Here is a 20,146-nt window from a genome sequence, read left to right as displayed (position 1 = left end):
TTATGAAAAAATACCTGAAAAACATATTGTTGGGAAGCATGGCATTGAACCTGTTTGTACTGGTGTCCTGTGAAAGTTACCTGGACAGGGCGGATGATTCTGTGGTGTCTGAAGAGGAAGCATTTAAGAATTTTACCAATTTCCAGGGTTTTACCGAAGAACTATACCACTGTATCCCGGATTTTACCAATGCATACTGGACGAATTCCTGGAACTGGGGAGAGGATGAAATACAATCCACAGCACGCGATTTTCACTTTGTGTGTAAAATCGATAACGGAAATTTCTGGGGCTGGCAGTCTGAGCACGATGGCTGGCAGGCCGGATGGATGGATCGCAATAATACCAGTACCGATGACGATCGCTTTACCAAATCGCTGTGGTCGCTCGGGTGGTACGGGATACGTAAGACCAATATAGGTCTGGCCCATATGGATAAAATGACTGATGCTACCGAGGAAGAAAAAAACCTGGTAAAAGGCCAATTACTGTTCTTCCGGGGCTGGTTTCATTTTATGTTCATGCAGTATTTCGGAGGGCTTCCTTATATAGATACCGTATTGCCGAGCAGCGAACCGCTGACATTACCAAGACTTGGTTACCAGGAGTGTGCCGAGCGGGCTGCAGAAGATTTCCGGCAGGCGGCGGCCCTTCTTCCGGCCGATTGGGATAACACAACGCCAGGTAAAAATACACTGGGAAAAAATCAGCTTCGTATCAATAAAGTAATGGCCCTGGCATATTTCGGAAAGAATTACCTGTGGGCGGGTAGCCCGCTGATGAATCAGGAGTCTACGGGGAGCGGTACCTACAATGCCGAATTCTGTAAAAAGGCCGCTGCTGCATTGGCCGAGGCCCTGAACCTTTGCGAAAGCGGTGAAGCCCCTTACCAGTTGGTTCCTTTTTCCGAATATTACAAGAATTTTTATACCTCCAGCCAGAACTGGCAAATGCCCGGAAGTACCGAAGCCATATTTCGAGGACCGTATTACGGAGCTAACGGATCGAACTGGGGGACGAGCAAGCAGTATCAGCCTGCACCCGTACTCGCCGATGGAGATGTGAAATTTTTGCCCACGGCCAATTATGTAGATTATTACGGAATGGCCAACGGGCTGCCCATCGAAGATATCACACAGGCCGATCCCGAATCGGGCTATGACCCGGAATACCCCTGGAAGAACCGTGATCCGCGTTTCTATAACGACATCGTGTACGATGGCGTAAAATGTGTCCAGGGAAGCACGACCGACGAACCCAATCGTTATGCCAACCTCTACACGGGAGGAAGCTATCGCAATGTCAGTACCGGTAGCCGTACAGGATACCTGTTGTATAAGTTTATCCCGCGTACGGCCAATAAATACGACGACGGCTACGGTTATGGAAACAGCCTTAATATTCACATTCCCTATATGCGCCTTGCCGATATCTACCTGATGTATGCCGAAGCGGCTTCACAGGGGTACAGCTCACCTCAGGGAAAAGACCCCGCCTATTCCCGTACCGCCGTGGAAGCGGTGAACGTCATTCGGGAAAGAGCGTCCGTAGGTGCCGTAGCTTCCCGGTTTACCGGATCACTCGAAGCTTTTACGGAGGAATTGCGAAGAGAACGTGCCGTAGAACTTTCTTTCGAAGGACATCGCTTTAATGATCTTAGAAGGTGGCTGCTGCTTACCGAACGCCCTTATACCCTTAAAAAATCGGTAGAATTTGACAGAGCAGACGACTTCAGTACCAGCGACCCTTCGGAAAACAGGGTACTGAACCTTAGAGAACAGGTTATCCTGGAAAGGGATTTCAGCAGTAAGCATTACTGGCTGCCCCTGAAAAATGCCGACGTTAATATGTACCTGGAATTCTCACAAAATCCGGGATGGTAATATGGCGTGGTCCGTATCATTGAATCCGGGAATGAAAATGAAATGCCTATTAACTTTTCGTGCGAACCTACAGATCATGTTTTCAGGCATTCCATTCGCCTGCCGGAAGGCAGATCTGACCGCTGAAAAACAAATATAAAGAACAGATGAAATATATATTGCAACAAAAAAAGGTAACTGCTTTAATCGCACTCCTGTTTTCCCTGTTTCTCCAGGCGCAGAACGAGGATGATGTCGAGATCAAAGCATTGGTCCACGGTGCCGACGGAGAGACTATCGTAGGGGCCACGGTACGGAGTTACAGCAACGGCGCTTCGGTCCTTACCGATACTTTGGGAGCGTTTGCCATCGAAGTCCCTCTCAACTCCATACTCGCTATTAGCGCCGAAGGTTATAAAAGTACCTCGGTAGCTGCTACACCCGATATGTACGAAGTCGTGCTGGAACCCGGAAAGGATGGTAAACCTATACAGGTGGCTTTCCGGCAGGTAGAAGAAAAGGACCTTATCGGGGGAATTTCGGCAGTAAACCTCCCGGAGATACTCGATAAGAATTACACGACGTACAGCCTGGAAGGACTCGACGTTTTTGCCGAAGGGTATAACGGAAATATCTGGGGAATGAACAGTTATCTCGTACTTATAGACGGGGTCCCGCGCGATGCGGGAACCGTGATGCCAACCGAAATAGAACAGGTAACGGTACTCAAAGGAATAGCTGCCGTATCCCTGTACGGAAGCAGGGCTGCAAAAGGAGTAATTTACATCACCACCAAGAAGGGTAAAATACAAAAGCAACAGATCGACGTTCGTGTCGATGCCGGATTGTATGTTCCCAAACGATATCCGAAATATCTCGGTTCGGCAGAATACATGACCCTATATAACGAAGCCAGGGTCAATGACGGGCTACAGCCTCTCTATAACGATGAAACGATTTATAACTATGCTTCCGGAGATAATCCTTTCCGCTATCCGGATGTAGATTACTACTCCTCCGAATACCTGAAGAAGGCTTATGAACGATATGATGCAACCGTAGAAATATCGGGAGGGAACAAGCTGGCCAAATACTACACCAATCTGGGTTTCTGGACGGCAGGAGACCTGTTGAATTTCGGAGAAGCCGGGAACAACCGTACACAGCGTTTTAATATCCGGGGTAATGTAGACATCGATCTCAACGACTTTATATCCTGTACTATAGGCGGAACAGCCATTTATTACAGCGGCCGGGGCGTCAATACCGATTACTGGGGTAATGCCGCTTCGCTTAGGCCTTATCGTTTTACACCGCTGGTCCCTGTGGATATGCTGGAGGAAGGCGACGAAAATTCCTGGAACCTCGTAAACAACAGCAGCTATCTCATCGACGGAAAATATCTTCTGGGCGGAACACAGCTGGATCAGACCAACCCGTTTGCCAGTATCTATGCCGGAGGATACAACAAATACACGAGCAGACAGTTCCAGTTTAATACCGCTATCCGGGCAGACCTCGGCGGATTGCTCGAAGGCCTCAGCTTTAAAACCATGTTTGCCGTCGATTATTCGACCTCGTATAACCAGTCCTATAACAACAACTATGCGGTTTATCAACCGGTCTGGAATACCTATGCGGGTTTTGATCAGATCGGAAGCCTGATCAAATATGGGGAGGACGCCCGTTCCGGGGTGCAGAATATCAGCAACAGTTATTACCAGCAGACCATTGCGTTTTCCGGACAGTTCGATTATATCAAAACCATAGACAAAGTCCATAATATCTCCGCAATGCTCATCGCATCCGGATATCAGCAAAGCGAATCGCAGGAGTATCACAGGATAAGCAATGCAAATCTCGGGTTACATCTTGGCTATAATTACCTGCAAAAATATTATGTCGATTTTGATGGAGCGGCTATTCATTCGGCTCGTTTACCTAAAGGAAACCGCGCTGCTTTCTCCCCCGTCATGACGCTCGGCTGGCGAATCAGTGAAGAAGAATTTATGGCCGATGCTTCTGTGGTGGATGATCTCAAGCTCTTTGCATCCGGAGGAATACTTCACACCGATCTGGATATTTCCGATTATTACCTCTACCAGAATATCTATACACAGACGGACGGAGCCTGGTTTAACTGGAGAGACGGATCACTGGGGCAGTCTACGGACTCCAGGAGAGGAGAAAACCCTGATCTTTCTTTTGCCAAAAGAAAAGAGATCAATATCGGGCTCGACGGTACTTTTTTTGACAAAATGTTACAATTCAAAGGTTCGTTTTTCCTCAACGAAATCCAGGGGAATGTTATTCAGGCTTCCGTGTTGTACCCAAGTTACTTCAGTACGGGATGGCCGGTATCTTCCTTTATTCCCTACGTAAATTACAACAACGACCGACGTGCAGGTTTTGATTTCAACATCAATGTAAATAAGCGCTTCGGGACCATAGACTGGACTTTGGGTGTATCCGGGATGTACTACAATACCAGGGCAACCAAAAGGGCCGAGATCTATGAGAACAGTTACCAGAACAGGGAAGGAAAACCTCTCGACGCTATCTGGGGACTCGAAAGTATGGGCTTCTTTGCCAGTGAAGATGAAATTGCAGATGCACCTTCTCAGAGTTTCGGACAAGTACGTCCCGGGGATATCAGGTATAAAGATCAGAACGGCGATGGTATCATAGATGTACAGGACGAAGTGTATCTGGGCAGAGGCGGTTGGAGCGGGGCTCCTTTATCGCTCGGGCTGCACCTTACGGCACGATGGAAAGAGCTGACGTTTTTTGCCCTGGCAACAGGCCGGTTCGGAGCACATGCCATGCGTAACAATTCTTATTTCTGGATAGACGGAGAAGACAAGTATTCCGAAGTAGTACGGGGGCGATGGACCGAAGAGACCGCAAACTCCGCCGACTACCCGAGGTTAACCACACTCAACAGCGATAACAACCTGCGCTCTTCCGACTTCTGGATGTATAGTACCAACCGCTTCGATCTCTCGAGGGTACAGGTATCTTATAAACTTCCGGAAAGGCTTTTCAAAGGATCGTTTGTCCGAGAAATGGGAGTCTATCTCAACGGAGCGAACCTACTGACCATAGCTTCCGAGAGAAAGCTGCTCGAACTCAATGTGGGCGGTGCGCCCCAGACCAGGTTCTATAACCTGGGAATCAAAGCATTATTTTAACCTTAAAAGCAAAAAGATGACCAGAAGATTATTCCGTTTTTTAGCTATCGTCTTTGTACTCAGCGGTTGCGATGACCTTTTCGATCCTGCTATAGAGAATAACCGGGGACTCGACGATATGTACGAAGAAGCTACGTATGCACAGGGTATATTGCTCAACGGTTATACCCGTATCCCTTCAGGATCGTGGTCTTTTAACGATGTGGCTACCGATGATGCGGTAAGTAATAATACAGGAAATAATTACCTGAAAATGGCTACGGGACAATGGACCGCAAACAATAACCCGGTGAACCAGTGGACCAATTCGAGGGCCGCCATACAGTATCTCAATATTTTCCTGGCCGAAGCCGATAAAGTCACCTGGGCCAATGACGAAGAAGTCAGTCACATGTTTCGCGACCGTCTCAAGGGGGAGGCCTATGGTCTGCGTGCCATGTACATGTACCATCTGCTGCAGTCGCATGCAGGCTGGGGAGAAAACGGGGAACTGCTTGGGGTCCCGATCCTGCTTGAGCCCGAAACTCCGGAATCCGATTTTAATCAGCCCAGAGCAACGTTCGAAGCCTGTATGCAGCAACTCTATAGCGATATAGAGCAGGCTACAGCGCTGCTGCCCCTGGATTTTGAGAATGTTTCCGGTGAAATGCCTTCCGGTTTCGAAGGAAACCTGGACGATTACAATCGGGTATTCGGGGATTTTGCCCGGCAGCGTATGTCAGGGCGTATTGCTATGGCAGTGCGTGCGCAGGCTGCCTTGCTGGCTGCCAGTCCGGCATATAGCAACGGAAATACCACAACATGGGCAGATGCTGCCGGTTATGCCGGGGAATTCCTCACCTTAAACGGGGGTGTAGGCGGTATAGCTCCTAACGGATGGACATGGTATTCCAATGTCTCCGAGATAAACAGTCTGGAAGCCGGGGTAAATCCGCCCGAAATATTGTGGCGGGGAGATATCTCCGAAAGCAACGGCCTGGAATCCGACCATTTTCCGCCCACATTATACGGCAACGGAAGGCTGAATCCCACGCAAAACCTCGTAGATGCCTTCCCCATGGCCAACGGATATCCCATCGGTGAAGCGGCTTCCGGATACGACCCTGCAGACCCGTATACCGGCAGAGATCCCCGGTTAAAGACCTATATCCTTGTTAACGGAGATACTGCAGGTCCGGGAAATACAACGATAACCACTGCGGCAGACGGTAATACCAATGATGCCCTGAACAAGGTAGAGACCTCTACGAGAACCGGCTATTATCTTCGCAAACTACTGCGACAGGATGTCAACCTCAATCCGGTGACTACCAACAATCAGAAACATTACAAGCCGCGCATACGGTACACCGAACTGTATCTCTCATACGCTGAGGCTGCCAACGAAGCATGGGGCCCTACCGGAAGTGGTTCGTTCGGTTTTTCTGCATACGATGTCATAGCTGCAATACGCAGTCGGGCAGGGATCGCTCCCGATGATTACCTCGAATCGGTAAAATCCGATAAGGCTGCCATGCGGGAACTGATCTGGAATGAGCGCCGGCTGGAGCTGTGTTTCGAAGGCTTTCGTTTCTGGGATTTGCGTCGCTGGACGGAAGATCTCAACGAGACGGCCAGGGGGGTACAGATAGAAAACGGAAATCATCAGGCGATAGACGTAGAGAACAGGCGATACCTGGAATATATGAATTACGGACCTGTGCCTTACGGGGAAATCCTCAAGTTTAATGCGCTGATACAAAACAAAGGGTGGTAACGGATAGCAACAAAGAATAAAATGATCAAGATGAAAAACAACATATTACTTTCGCTCATAGCCCTTTCGGGCATAATGGCTTCCTGTGAAAACGGAGAATGGGAGTTCGATGACTACGAATATCAATCCGTTTATTTTGCCTATCAGTACCCGGTTCGTACCATTACCCTGGGAGAAGATGTTTTCGATACGACGCTCGATAACCAATACAAGTGCCGTATCATGGCTACCACAGGAGGCGTATACGACAATAAACGCGATGTAACCATTCGTGTAGAAGTAGATCCCACACTTGCAGAGGGTATGCTCTTTAACGAAAATGACCATGAGATTATAACTATGCCCGAGCACTATTATGCTCTGGCTTCCGATAACATTATTATTCCCAAGGGAGAAATTGCCGGAGGTGTCGAAGTACAGCTGACCGATGCATTTTTTGCCGATACGCTTTCCCTCGGAAAAAACTATGTCATCCCCCTGGTCATGACAGGTGTATCGCAGGCAGACTCCATTTTGTCCGGTGTACCTAAAGTTGATAATCCACGGAGAACCATAGGAAGCGATTGGGATGAAGCCCCTAAAGACTTCGTGTTATATGCCATTAAATACATCAACACATGGGACGGATTTTACCTTCGTCGGGGTGTTGATGTGATCGAAGGGAAAAACGGAAATACCGGGCTGAATCAGACCATTACGAGGCACAAGCAGTATGTAGAGAATGATGAGGTATTTAAAGTGTCTACCAGGACATTGCAGCAAGTAGAATTTCCGCTGGTCTTTAAAGACAGCGAGGGTTATAATGTGGCATGTACGCTGTTGCTCACTTTCGACGATGAAGGGAACTGCACGGTTACTGCCGATTCCGATGAATATACGGCTACCGGAAGTGGAAAGTTTGTCAAGGACGGCGAGAAGAAAAGCTGGGGAGAGGAAGACCGGGATGCACTTTATCTCAGCTACGAGATAGACCTCGAAGAAATGCACGTTTCTACTACAGATACCCTGGTCCTGAGGGACAGGGGTGTGGCGATGGAAACATTCTCTCCCGTACTCCAATAATTTTTAAAGGATATACTATGTTAAGAAAAATATATACGGCAATGCGGGTTATCTTTATAGGTGCCCTGGTTGTATCCTGTGCAAACGACGATGATGCACGCTTTATGGTAGACAAACCGCAAAGTGTAGTACAGCAGGAAGAGATCGATGCTTATGATGCCCTTAGAACCTATGTTCCGAGAGAAAGCAATCCCGGTTTCAAACTGGGAGGAGCGGTTTCCATGTCCGATTACCGGGGGAAAGGTGTGATGTACCGGCTTTTGAATAACAATTTCGACGAGATGACTGCGGGTTATGGCATGAAACACGGTGCCGTGGTAAAATCCGACGGGACGCTTGACCTGGACAATGTCAATGAGTTTCTGACCTCGGGCAGCGAATCGGGCCTTACGGTGTACGGGCATACGCTTTGCTGGCACAGTAACCAGAACGCAGGATATCTCAATAATCTGCTCGCCCCGCTGGTGCTCAATGCCCCGCCTTTTGCCAATGCGCTCGACCTTTCTTCGTTGCAGGGGGGGAGCCTTGACGGATGGGAATATACGACCGGAGGAGGTGATGTACAGCTCATGGCCGACGGAGGTATGGGAGAAGGAAAAAATGCAGTGAAACTCGTTTCCGGAAACAGTGCGGAAGGCACAGCACTTCGTCTCAGCACACCAGGTATATCCGTAGGAGAAGCCCAGGAATATGAAGTGCTATGCTATATCAAATCAGACCGGCCCGGAGAAGGAAGCTTTACTTTTGAAGGGCTGGCCGAGAATGCCCCTTTAAAAGACTGGACGGGAACAGGAGAAGCCTCAGAAACTTTCGTAACAGGAGTATCGTGGACCGAAATCAGGTTCCGGGTCAGCGAATTTACATCCGATACGTTTCAGCTTCACCTCAATCTGGGGTATGAGGCCGGGGTAACTTATTACCTGGATATCGATAATTTTTATGTCTATGATCCGCAGGGCGAACCTGTTGTAAATAATCTGATCGCTAACGGAGATTTCGAAGCAGGGCAGCCCTGGGGAGGCTGGGGCAATAATGTGGTGATCGGTATTACCGAAGACGGTCAGGGCATTAATAGCCAGGGAAAGGCGTTATCCGTGTATAATCCTTCCGTTACAGGAGGATTCTGGGAAGTACAGACTTCATATACCTTTGCCGAACCGCTTCAAAGCGGAGAAACCTATAACCTTTCCTTTTGGGTCAAAGGAGATGCCGAAGGGGTGATCAGGCCGGAATTGCAGAGCCCGGACTATTCTTCCAACGGATTTCCCTCGGTCTCTGTGACCAAGGAGTGGGAACATGTGGAGTTGTCAGTTACCGCTACGGCGGACAGAACCCGGTTTATCATCAGTTACGGAGAATTTGCCGGAACCGTATTTATCGATGATGTGCAACTGAGTAATGCTTCTGTGTCCGGAGGTTCGACAACGGTGGTAGAGAAAACCCCGGAAGAGAAAACCGCTATTACCCATGCAGCCCTGGAGGACTGGATCTCCCGGATGGTGACCAATTGTGCCCCTTATGTAAAAGCATGGGACGTAGTCAACGAACCGATGGATGACGGGAGTCCTTACGAACTGAAATCCGGAATCGGTAAATCGGATATGAAGGACGATGAGTTTTACTGGCAGGATTACCTCGGTCAGGATTATGCGGTCAGCGCCTTTAAAATGGCCCGGGCCTATGGTAATGAGAACGATCTGCTGTTTATCAACGATTATAACCTCGGGTACAACCTGGATAAATGCAAAGGGCTCATTGCGTATGTAAACTACATTGAAGAGCAGGGTGCCCTTGTAGATGGGATCGCTACGCAAATGCATATTACCATAAATTCCGATAAGGAAAAAATAGCAACCATGTTTGAATTACTGGCAGCTACGGGAAAGATCATCAAAGTATCGGAACTTGATGTGGCGGTAAAAACATCCAATCCTACAGAAGAACAACTCAAAGCTCAGGCCGATATGTACCGCTACGTAGTGGATATGTATGAACAATACATCCCTGCAGACCAACGGTACGGAATAACGGTCTGGGGAGTAACAGACAGCGCCGACAACGCCTCATGGCTTCCCGGTGACCGTCAGGGACTTTGGAACCTCGACTATACCCGAAAACCCGCTTATGCTTCCTTTGCCGATGGATTGCAGGGTTTATAATATGAAAACTTTACACACTTTTAGATTTGATTTTTTGAAGCTGTTGCTTAATACCCTGTATGTTAAAGTACAGGGTTTGCAACGGTTTTGTTGTTTTAGGGCATACCCAAACCCTGAAGGCAATTAAGAGCATCTCCTCCGAACACCCGGAGCAGCTGTCAGAGAGACAGATATTAAGTTAAAAGCAGATCCCCGAAGACTAACCAGGGCCGTCAAGAGGACATCCGGCTTACAGGTAAATCTTTTTAGGGATATAAAAATATCAGCGGCTGTCATAAATCCGTATTCCGGAACTTTATGACAGCCGCTGAGTTTAAAAAACTACCGGCTACACCCCCAGTGGCAGCCGTGCAGTAAAAGAGTCTTTTTCGCTATTGTTTTTCCGGGCCGTTAGCGTTTGCAGAGGTTGCATATAACCCCAGCAGGGCTCCTGTAAATCCTCCGGCTACATTGGTGGATAAAATGGCTCCCGAAACAGTTCCACCGAGATTTTTAAATCCGGATCCGTCAACAGCATAATTAAAATGGTAATCATCTCCCCGGGCTTCCACCTGTAATTGTACAGGTTTTTTTATATCGATTATCGTACTGGCAAGAATTTCGGAAGTAGCTTCACGGTCTCTTCGGGTCTTTTCGGTTTTTTCGAGCAGCAGTACGTAATCCTTACCCTTTTTGGTGATACCGAATACATAATTGGACGATTCGTTTTGTAAGCAGACAATCCCGGCAAGGTCTTTTTCCGACTGTGGCCTGTATGCCATCGTAGCCGTAAAAGAAAAACTGTTGTGCTGCTGTCGGTAAAAAAGAGTTGAAGTGGGTTTTAATTCTCTGATATCCGTGGCAAAAGGGGTGATTTGCAATCCCTTTTTGGTCTTTGAGATAAAGGCTTCCCGGGGCCCTCTCAATCCGATCCAGCGATAGTCCAGCTCTTTGGATGTAAAATTTTCCCGGTATGTAAAGTTCCCGTTAGGGAAAAAGCCTTCCTGTCCCATTTTGTTCTCCACACCTTCCGGCATTTTCAACTTTGGTTCCATAGGCACCAGTCCGTTTTCAAAAACAGGAAATTCACCGGACCAGTCTACGGGGAGTATAAAAGTTTCACGCCCGATGTTTACCCGGTCTTTCTCATTGGGGCGGATAGCAAGAAAAACCCCGTAATACGTATCGTCCGGTCCCTTGACCAGGTCGGCATGGCCTGCCCAGTCTACTTTGTTTTTGCGCTCTTTCGGAAAATGCCTCTGGGTGAGTATGGGATTGCCCGGAGCAGGTTTGTAGGGCCCTCTTGGATGGTCACTTACAAAGACGACCTCGCTGTGATTGCCACCTGTACCCCCTTCGGCACACATCAGAAAATAGCGTCCGTCTTTTTTGTAAATATGCGGAGCTTCGATCCATATCGGTTTTTTGGAGAGGTCTACACCCCCGTCTACGATGATCTTGTCCGATCCTGCAATGACCTGGTCTTTTTCTACATCATAGTCCCATACCTTAATTACACGGTGCCCGTTGTACAATTCTTTACCCTTATCCGGCGCATCGTTGTGTATCACATAAGCTTTTCCGTCATCGTCAAAGAAAATATCGGGATCAATACCGGCAAAATTTAGTTTTATAGGATCGCTCCAGCCCTTTTTCGGATCTTTGGTTTTGACGACGATATTCCCCAGGCCACCTGCAAAGGCCGTGGTAATCATGTAAAAAGTGTCATTGTGCGTATTGTATGCAATACCGGGAGCGTAGACTCCGCTGCTGATCCCCGTATCGTGTACGTCGAGCTGGGATGTCCGGTCCAGAACATGGCCTATCTGGGTCCAGTTTACAAGGTCGTTGGAATGAAAAATAGGTACTCCCGGAAACATGGCGAAAGACGAACACACCAGGTAATAATCATCGCCCTTACGGGTAATGGCCGGATCGGGATAGCACCCTTGTAAAATAGGGTTGTAAAACTCACCTTCCTCCAGAGGATAGTCTTTATACACCTGATCATCTCCGGTGTAGGTCACCTCGGAGAAAACCGGAGAATTTTTTTGTCTTTTCTGGCTGTGAACCCCTAAGGAGAGAAGTCCGGCTATAATAACCAGAGGGATTGTTTTAATTTTTTTCATGAGTTAAGGTTAATAGATTTTATAAATATAAAAGCGGGAAGTCTTTTATTCGGAACTTAGCAGGGCATACATTTTTTCCCCGTAGCGTTGTCCGAGTACGCGGTATCCTGCAGCCGAAAAGTGCAGGCCGTCATCAACTGCTTCACATCCTTCCGATGAAATGATATACGCGGTCGGAATAGTCTCGGGAAGCGTCCGGATCACGGTGTTCATACTTGCACATTTGCCCCCCTGCGCTTCGCCGACAAGTTCTCCGGCAAGAAGTGGTATTTCCCCGGCTTTCAGCGACAGGTCATCCAGCAGGTTGGCATATACCGTTTTTACTTTTTCAGGCCATGAGATATCCCCGGTATCCGATTCTCCCTGATGTAGCAGCATACCCTTGATAACCCCTTGTTTCTGTGCTATTTTTGCCATTTCCACAAGCCTTTCGTAAGGATTTCCCCCGTATTCCTGTACCATGCTTTTCAGCCAGTCGGGAGCGGAAGATACGTAGGAAGTATAATGGTTTTTATCGAAAAGTTCGATCTTGCAACCGCCCACCGATACATTGATCACCCCTATCCTGATGCTGTCCGGAAGGCGCTCTGTCAGTGTTCGTCCGAAATAATCGGTGGGGGTAAGCCCTGTACCACAGCGGCAAAGTGGTGGCTTTGCAATATACCAAACCCCTTTTTTCCTGTCCGGGTCGGTGCAGTCTACGGCCGACAGCACCCGGAATCGATCGTTGGTCATTACGGTGTCTTCCGGTTCGAAACGGGCATGCCCTTCCATGTTGGACTGACCGAAGGCCAGAAAAATATAAAAGCTCGGATCCTGTGCCACAGCCCTGCTTCCGGCCAAGGATAGTAATATACAGATGATAAGGGAAAATGATGTTTTCATGTTTTTTTGGATTCTGATAATTTAACGGGGATTATCTATAGGGTAACCAAGGACAAAAGAAGGTCTCAGCACTGCTCTGGTATCCTTCCTTCCCGAATAATCTATTTCATAGTAATATGCTGCAATTTACTTTTTCCTCAATCCTGCGTATTACCGTTTTGTTACATATCTTTTGGATACGGTTACATTATCGGGACAATTTATAATATCCGGAAGATTTACACCGTAATGGAGATGTTGAAAGCCTTAGGGGAAGATACTTTAGAGGGATGTTTAAAACTGGCCGGAACGACCGGAAAGGATGGAGGCCTTTATAGTGTTTAAGCCGGTCATTTCCGGTTGGATTATACGGCCTGGAGAAGATCTATACCGGTCAGGATTTCCCGGTTGCCTGTTTTTTTGATATGATGTCCTTCAGGATATAGTGTACTCGGTAAGGAGAAGCGCTAATGGATTTTCTCACCCTGACGGTATAGGTATAGCCTTCCTCAAAATCGAATCCTTCGATATGGATCAAAGGCCATTTTCGGGTTTCCCCGGTTTCTTTGACCAGAAGGGCAGATTGAAGGTCTTTTTCTCCCCGTGGTATGAATTTTACTTTTTGAGGGGCTATAATCAGTTCCATAAGGAGTTCCCGGTCTTCCGTAATCATTTTCTTTTCCTGAAGAGTTTCCAGGTAGCTGTATTTAACGGAAGAAACATCCTGTGGCGGGTTTTTCATCCATATCTTTTTTACACGCAGTGCGTACTGATATCCTTTTTTAAAATCCAGATCCGCGAAGCCTTCGGTAATAATACCGCTCATCGTTTGTACGGTGTTCTCATTACTATCGGAAAAGGTCAGGAATTCTCCCCATATATCGGACATAAAATATTCGCCGTAAGCCGTTTCCGGATATATGGTCATCTCCACGGTTTTTTCTTTATCTCCGTTATTGTCATCATCCTGCAGGCAGGAGATAAGCACGCAGGATATCAAAATAATTAGCACACCGGTGCAAAAGGTTTTCATAAGGTTTCGGTTAAAGGGTTTATCATATAGATGCAAGTATGCCGGAAAAGGTTGCTTGCTGTTTTTTTAATCAAAATATGAAAAACACCTAACCTAAACTTAACAGTACTATGGTAAGTTGCGAAGTTCAAATCAATGCGCTGAAATTTGCATATCATCATTAAAATCGCACTGTTGTCACTGCTGTCCTTTCCGGTATACGAACAGGAAATACATGAAAGGCATCCCCGTGTGGTGCTACAGGATTCCCTGCTGTCTGTTTACAAAGAAGAATTGCAGGAGGCCCTGGAGCGTGGCGAGCCTGACACAGAGGCCCGTAAGCATATACAGCTCGGTGATTTCTACATGAAGAATGAAGTCTTTACGGAGGCGATCGGCCAGTACAACGAAGCCCTGGAAGCACGTTCCGGTATGCGCGAAGACAGCATCCGGTGCATGCTGAACCTCCGCATAGGAGAAATATACCTTTCCCTTAAGATATTTTCCAAGGCAAAGCAATACCTGGAACAGGGCAAGGCCATTGCTGTTCAAAGCAAATATGTGAGCGGACAGGCCCGTGCCGAGGGGCTTCTCGGTACCTGTGCCGAAAAGGAGGGGCATTATCTGCTGGCTCTGGAACATCAGCAGAAGAGCCTGGAACTTTTCGAACAGACGGGAGATCTCCGGGGGATAGCCTTTGTCCATGAGAATATAGGAAGTGTCTACGAAGACCTGAAGCAATATAATATTGCTTTGGGATATTTCAACAGGTCCCTGTCCTACTTCGAAGGACGTGACGATGAAGCTCTCACCAGTGTGCTGAACAATATGGGTGATATGTTCCGGAAAACGGGTAATTATAAAGAAGCTCTCGCATATACGGAGAAAGCCCTGGAAATGGCCAGGCGTAATGGCAACCTGCATCAACAGAAAAGTGCCCATCAGGATATTGCCGAGGCCTACGCCGGATTAGGAGATTACCACAAAGCTTATGAGCACCTGCAAGTCTATGATGTCATGTACAAAGAAATGAATGAAAACCGTGATATTAATAACTTCAATACCCTTCAGGCCGCTTATGAGATCAATCAGAAAGAGGCACAGATAGAGGTGCTCAAACATCAGAACGAAGTTATAACGGCTAACCGAAACCTGATACTTGTTTCCGCGATAGCTACACTCCTGCTGGGAGGATTCGGGTATGTATATTTTTCCAGGAAACGCCAGGTAAAGGCAAAATTGCAGCAGTATAAACAGCGCTTGCTTCGTGCGGAACTCGATAAAAAGGAAATGGAAGAACGGAGATTACAGGATGAGATCAACCTGAAAACTGCAGCATTATCGAGATACAGCCTGAACATGGCACAAAAAAACAAGCTCATTGCCGATATGGCATCGGCGCTTAAAAAAATTGCTTCCCGCACACAGATGGATGCCCATGCCAGGATAAAATTATTGGCAAAAGAGCTGGACGATAACCTGCAGATCGAAGAAGAATGGGATGAATTTATGGGGTTCTTTAAGGATATACACCCCGGGTTCTTCCAGCAACTTTCTGTGACTGCGACTGAGAAACTCTCTTCTGCAGAACTCCGGCTGGCCATGTTATTGCGGCTCAACCTGTCCTCCAAGGAAATAGCCCCCATACTTCGTGTTACCCCGGACAGTGTGCGTGTTGCCCGGTACCGGCTGCGTAAAAAACTTCCTATTCCCCCGAAACAGGAACTGGTGAGTTTCTTGATGGAACTGTAAACTTTTGCGGATTGTTGTGACCGTTATACCGTGATCATTGGCTGCAAAAAAGCGCTTTCTTCAGTAAAGGTTATCCGCATGTAAATAAAAAGTGAATGTTGCTTTTAAGTTTCTTCCGAAACACCCCGTTGTTTACTATTTGTTGCTCTTGAATTTTAAATTCAAGATGTTGGTATACATACTTTTGGATCGTAATCAAAACCAAAAAAAATGAGGCCGGAAAATTACCTGAAACTACTTTTTGTAACACTGCTGGTTATCCTTTTACCCCTGTGCACACACGCCCAGGAATCGGGAAATATAAAGGGAGTCATAACCGATGATACCGGGTTATACGTGCCCGGTGCTACCGTATTGATCGAAGATATGAACAAAGGCACCGTAACCGATCTGGACGGTGAATTTGTCTTTGTTGATGTTTCCGAAGGAGCACATACGCTCTCCGTGCAATACCTGGGATACCTAACAATAAGCCGGGAAATAAATGTCATTGCCGGAAAAACGGTAAGTCTCGAAATATCCCTTACCGAACAAAATACCGAGCTGGACGAGGTGGTACTTACCGGTTATGGTTTCGGAAGTCAGGCCAAGGCGCTGAATACCCAGAAAAACAGGCAGAATATTACCAATATCATATCTGCGGATCAAATGGGTAAATTTCCGGATGCCAACATCGGGGACGCCGTAAAGCGTGTGCCGGGGATTACCATGCAGGTCGATCAGGGAGAAGCCCGTAATATCGTAGTCCGGGGTCTTGCGCCGCAGCTGAACTCCGTAACGCTTAACGGAAGCCGTATCCCTTCGGCAGAAGGGACAAACCGTAATGTGCAGATGGATCTGATCCCTTCCGATATGATACAGACTGTTGAAGTGAGTAAAGCCGTAACTCCCGATATGGATGCCGATGCCCTCGGAGGATCGGTAAATCTCGTTACGCGTTCAGCTCCGGGAAGTTTCAGGCTATCCGCTACGGCCGGATCGGGGGTCAATACCATAACCGGTAAGCGTATCCTCAACGGATCATTCCTCCTGGGCGATCGAAGCCGGAATAAGAAATTCGGCTGGATGCTATCGGCCTCCTTGAATGATAATGATTTCGGAAGCGACAATGTCGAAGCCGAATGGAGTGATTCGTTCAAATACAATAACGGTGACCAGGACAACCTGCAATCGGTAGATGTCAATCCGTACGCTTCCAAAGTAGAGATCCGTAAATATCTTGTACAGCGTGTACGCCGTAGCGTATCGGCCAATTTCGAATATAATTTTGACATTGACAATACGGTATATTTCAAATCCATGTACAACTGGAGGGATGATCGTGAAAACCGGTATACCACGGCTACCGAGATCCTTGACGGAGAAGATATTGTCCCGGGCGATTTTACTGTGGACGCTGACGATAACCTGATCCGGTTTCCCGTAGAGGGAGAGAAATCGCTCAAAGGGGGAGTAGATTCGCGAAGAGGAAAAAGCCGCCGGCTGGAAGAACAACGCATGCAGAATTATACCCTGGGCGGTAACCACCTGATGGGTATCGTAAAGCTCGACTGGATGACAGCGTATTCCGAAGCCAGGGAGAGAAAACCACAGGAAAGAGGATATGCCTTTGTCAGTGAGCCTTATGCGGTGGACAACGGGCTGAATACACGCAAGCCCATACATCGTGCCATTTCGGTACTTTCCCCTTCCGATTATGAATTTGATACTTTCGAAGAAAAGACATCGAAGGCCGGGGAAGAAGATATAAATGCCTTTGTCCATGTAGAAATCCCCGCTGATTTTTTCGGATACGGAAACAGTATCGTAAAATTCGGTGCCCGGGGACGCTTTAAGAACAAATCGAACAATATACACCTGGCGGAATATTCGCCGCTGTATGACCTGGAAACTATGGCAGATACAGATCTGATTTACTACAACGATGATAATTATCTCGCGGGTAAACAATATGTCCCGGGGGCATTCACTGCCGCAAGCTACCTGGGGACGCTCCGGTTTTCGGACGAGAGCCGGTTTGAACAGGAAGATATGCCCGGAGATTATCTGGGAGAAAACTTTAAGGTAAAGGAAAATGTCGTTGCGGGCTATGTCATGTCCAACCAGAAGTTAACGAACAGGCTGAGCCTGCTGGCCGGGATCCGGGTGGAAAGCACATGGGTGGAAAGTGAAGGGAACGAAGTGATCCTCGACGAAGAAGGTGATTTTGCAGGAAGTAATATCCTTGAGGATAAACACCAATATACCAATGTTCTGCCCGGGTTGCACTTTAAGTATGACCTCGATGATAATACGGTGCTGAGGCTGGCATGGACCAATACGCTGGCCCGTCCCAATTATATAGATCTGGCCCCCTATGAACGGATCGTAAGGGAAGACCGGGAAATATTTACGGGAAATCCCGATCTCAATCCAACCACCTCGATGAACTTCGACCTTATGGCAGAACATTATTTTCGCTCCGTAGGGATAATCTCGGGAGGAGTGTTTTACAAGGACCTGAAAGACTTTATCTATACCTTCGTCACCGAAGATGAAACGACCGGGTATAAGCGCTTTCAGCCTTTCAACGGGGACAAAGCCCACATTTTCGGCTTGGAAGCCTCTTTTCAGCGACAACTCGATTTTCTGCCGGGTTTTGCCAGGAATCTGGGCGTGTATGTAAATTATACGTACCTGAAGGCTAATGCCAAAGGAGTTACCAATGAAGACGGGGACGAACGCGGAAACCTGGATCTGCCCGGGTCTGCTCCCCATATGTTCAACGGCTCCTTGTCGTATTCCGGCAAAAAGATAGGAGCCCGTATCTCCGCAAATTATTCGGGGGCATACCTCAATGAACTCGGAAGCGACAGCTTTGAAGACCGGTATTACGACCAGCAGTTTTTCCTTGATTTTAACGCTTCGTTTACCGTAAATAAAAACCTGCGTATTTATGCCGATGTCAATAATATTACCAACCAGCCTCTACGGTTTTATCAAGGTGTAAAAAACCGAACCATGCAGATGGAATATTACGGCAGAAGGATCACCTTCGGAGTGAAATACGACTTGTTCTGACAGATAACATAAAGTAAAAACAGATATAATTATGAAGAAATTAGCAGTATTGGGAAGTATTTTGATGATGGTGGCCTGTAAAGAACAACTACCGGAAATAAAACCTGTAGTAATTACTGAAAAAACTCCTAACGACACCGATGACCCTGCTATTTGGATAAACCGCAAAAACCCGGAGCAAAGTATTGTCTTCGGAACGGATAAAGGACAACAGGACCAGCCGGACAGTGGGGTCTATGCCTTTGATCTGGACGGAAAAATTCTCCCGGAACAAAGTATTACCGGTCTTATACGCTGTAATAATGCCGATGTGGAGTACGATCTGAAGATCAACGATTCGACCTATACCGATATCCTGGCCTTTACCGAAAGGGGGCGCAACCAGATCCGTGTATTTTCCGTACCCGATATGAAACCCCTCGACGGGGGCGGATTCCAGGTCTTTGAAGACGCCGAAGGCACGAACCCCGAATTTAAGCAGCCGATGGGAATTTCCATGTACAAAAATCCCCAAACGGGCAAAGTATATGTTATCGTAGGAAGAAAAAGCGGCCCCCCGGAAAACTATCTGTATCAGTACGAACTTGTAGGAAGTACCTCCGGAGTAGAAGCCAGACTGGTACGGAAGTTCGGAAAGTTCAGCGGTAAAAAGGAGATCGAAGCCATAGCCGTCGATGATGCCCTTGGGTACATTTACTATGGTGATGAACAGGAAGGAATACGGAAATATTATGCTGATCCTGAAAAAGGTAATGAAGAACTCGCTCTTTTCGGCGGAGAACATTTTACAGATGATAACGAAGGGATTGCCATAGCTGCTTATCCCGGCGGAGAGGGATATCTTATTGTCTCGAACCAGGGGGCACACACCTTCAATCTTTTCCGAAGGGATGATAATACCTTTGTAAAAGCCCTTAACCTGGGTACCACCAGCACAGACGGATGTGAAATTACCCTGGAGCCCCTCGGCCCCCGGTTTCCGAACGGCCTGTTCGTTTCCATGAACGATGCCCGGGACTTCTTTTACCACGATGTGAATGCTCTCGGATTGTAGAGCGGTATTACTTCCTGGAATATTTTATCATATAAAAACAGGTAAGCATCACCAGCTTACCTGTTTTTGTATTACAATAACCGAATAGTATCGTTTTCCAACGATGAGCCATGGAATATTCTTCAATATTTTACATGCCAATGAAATACGAAGTTTCTACCGGAAGGGATTATCAGGAGCAAACTTCAGTTTGCTGCAACTTTTCTTATGATCTTACATCGTACATTATTACATGCTAATAATCAATTTCTTACAATTATTTTTAT

Annotated in this window: 11 protein-coding genes; 8 read left to right on the top strand and 3 right to left on the bottom strand. The window is 47.2% G+C overall.

All coding sequences use genetic code 11. The features are described from left to right. The first annotated feature begins 2 nt into the window (after positions 1-2). From BT112_RS18020 to BT112_RS18000, 5 genes are all read left to right on the top strand, one after another. Positions 3-1,883 carry a RagB/SusD family nutrient uptake outer membrane protein gene (locus BT112_RS18020; RefSeq protein WP_072318858.1) on the top strand — a complete coding sequence of 627 codons (1,881 nt, stop codon included), beginning with the start codon at positions 3-5 and terminating at the stop codon, positions 1,881-1,883. Positions 1,884-2,029: 146 nt separating this feature from the next. Beyond that, positions 2,030-5,053 (top strand): SusC/RagA family TonB-linked outer membrane protein, encoded by a 3,024-nt coding sequence (locus BT112_RS18015; RefSeq protein ID WP_072318857.1) that lies wholly within the window; start codon positions 2,030-2,032, stop codon positions 5,051-5,053. Between the two features lie 16 nt (positions 5,054-5,069). Next, a complete protein-coding gene (locus BT112_RS18010; RefSeq protein WP_072318856.1) occupies positions 5,070-6,809 on the top strand; it encodes a RagB/SusD family nutrient uptake outer membrane protein in 1,740 nt (579 codons plus the stop codon). Between the two features lie 30 nt (positions 6,810-6,839). Then, complete coding sequence (locus BT112_RS18005) at positions 6,840-7,871, top strand: DUF5627 domain-containing protein (RefSeq protein ID WP_072318874.1); 1,032 nt, start codon at positions 6,840-6,842, stop codon at positions 7,869-7,871. 17 nt (positions 7,872-7,888) lie between these two features. Continuing rightward, the gene (locus BT112_RS18000; protein WP_072318855.1) at positions 7,889-10,030 is read left to right on the top strand and encodes an endo-1,4-beta-xylanase; all 2,142 of its coding nucleotides are present in this window, start codon (positions 7,889-7,891) and stop codon (positions 10,028-10,030) included. A gap of 371 nt (positions 10,031-10,401) precedes the next feature. Here the strand turns inward: BT112_RS18000 and BT112_RS17995 are convergent, their stop codons facing one another. From BT112_RS17995 to BT112_RS17985, 3 genes are all read right to left on the bottom strand, one after another. Further along, entirely contained in the window at positions 10,402-12,138 is a 1,737-nt protein-coding gene (locus BT112_RS17995; protein WP_072318854.1) for a glycoside hydrolase family 43 protein, read from the bottom strand. A 45-nt stretch (positions 12,139-12,183) separates the two neighbouring features. Further along, complete coding sequence (locus BT112_RS17990) at positions 12,184-13,023, bottom strand: sialate O-acetylesterase (RefSeq protein WP_072318853.1); 840 nt, start codon at positions 13,021-13,023, stop codon at positions 12,184-12,186. A 373-nt stretch (positions 13,024-13,396) separates the two neighbouring features. Beyond that, a complete protein-coding gene (locus tag BT112_RS17985; protein ID WP_072318852.1) occupies positions 13,397-14,035 on the bottom strand; it encodes a DUF4377 domain-containing protein in 639 nt (212 codons plus the stop codon). Between the two features lie 147 nt (positions 14,036-14,182). On the opposite strand from BT112_RS17985, the gene BT112_RS17980 reads away from it, so the two are divergent. The 3 genes from BT112_RS17980 to BT112_RS17970 all read left to right on the top strand — a co-directional run bounded on the left by BT112_RS17980 (position 14,183) and on the right by BT112_RS17970 (position 19,880). Then, on the top strand, positions 14,183-15,766 hold the full coding sequence (locus BT112_RS17980) for a tetratricopeptide repeat protein (protein ID WP_139276301.1): 1,584 nt from the start codon (positions 14,183-14,185) through the stop codon (positions 15,764-15,766). A gap of 210 nt (positions 15,767-15,976) precedes the next feature. Then, a complete protein-coding gene (locus BT112_RS17975) occupies positions 15,977-18,826 on the top strand; it encodes a TonB-dependent receptor (protein ID WP_175545820.1) in 2,850 nt (949 codons plus the stop codon). A gap of 31 nt (positions 18,827-18,857) precedes the next feature. Continuing rightward, positions 18,858-19,880: a phytase gene (locus BT112_RS17970; RefSeq protein WP_072318850.1), complete on the top strand. Its 1,023-nt coding sequence runs from the start codon at positions 18,858-18,860 to the stop codon at positions 19,878-19,880. Positions 19,881-20,146 lie beyond the last annotated feature (266 nt).

Source organism: Sinomicrobium oceani, from assembly GCF_900119185.1.
GTDB lineage: Bacteria > Bacteroidota > Bacteroidia > Flavobacteriales > Flavobacteriaceae > Sinomicrobium > Sinomicrobium oceani.
The sequence above is the reverse complement of the archived record's forward strand: the minus strand, read 5'-3'. Positions and strand labels throughout refer to the sequence as shown.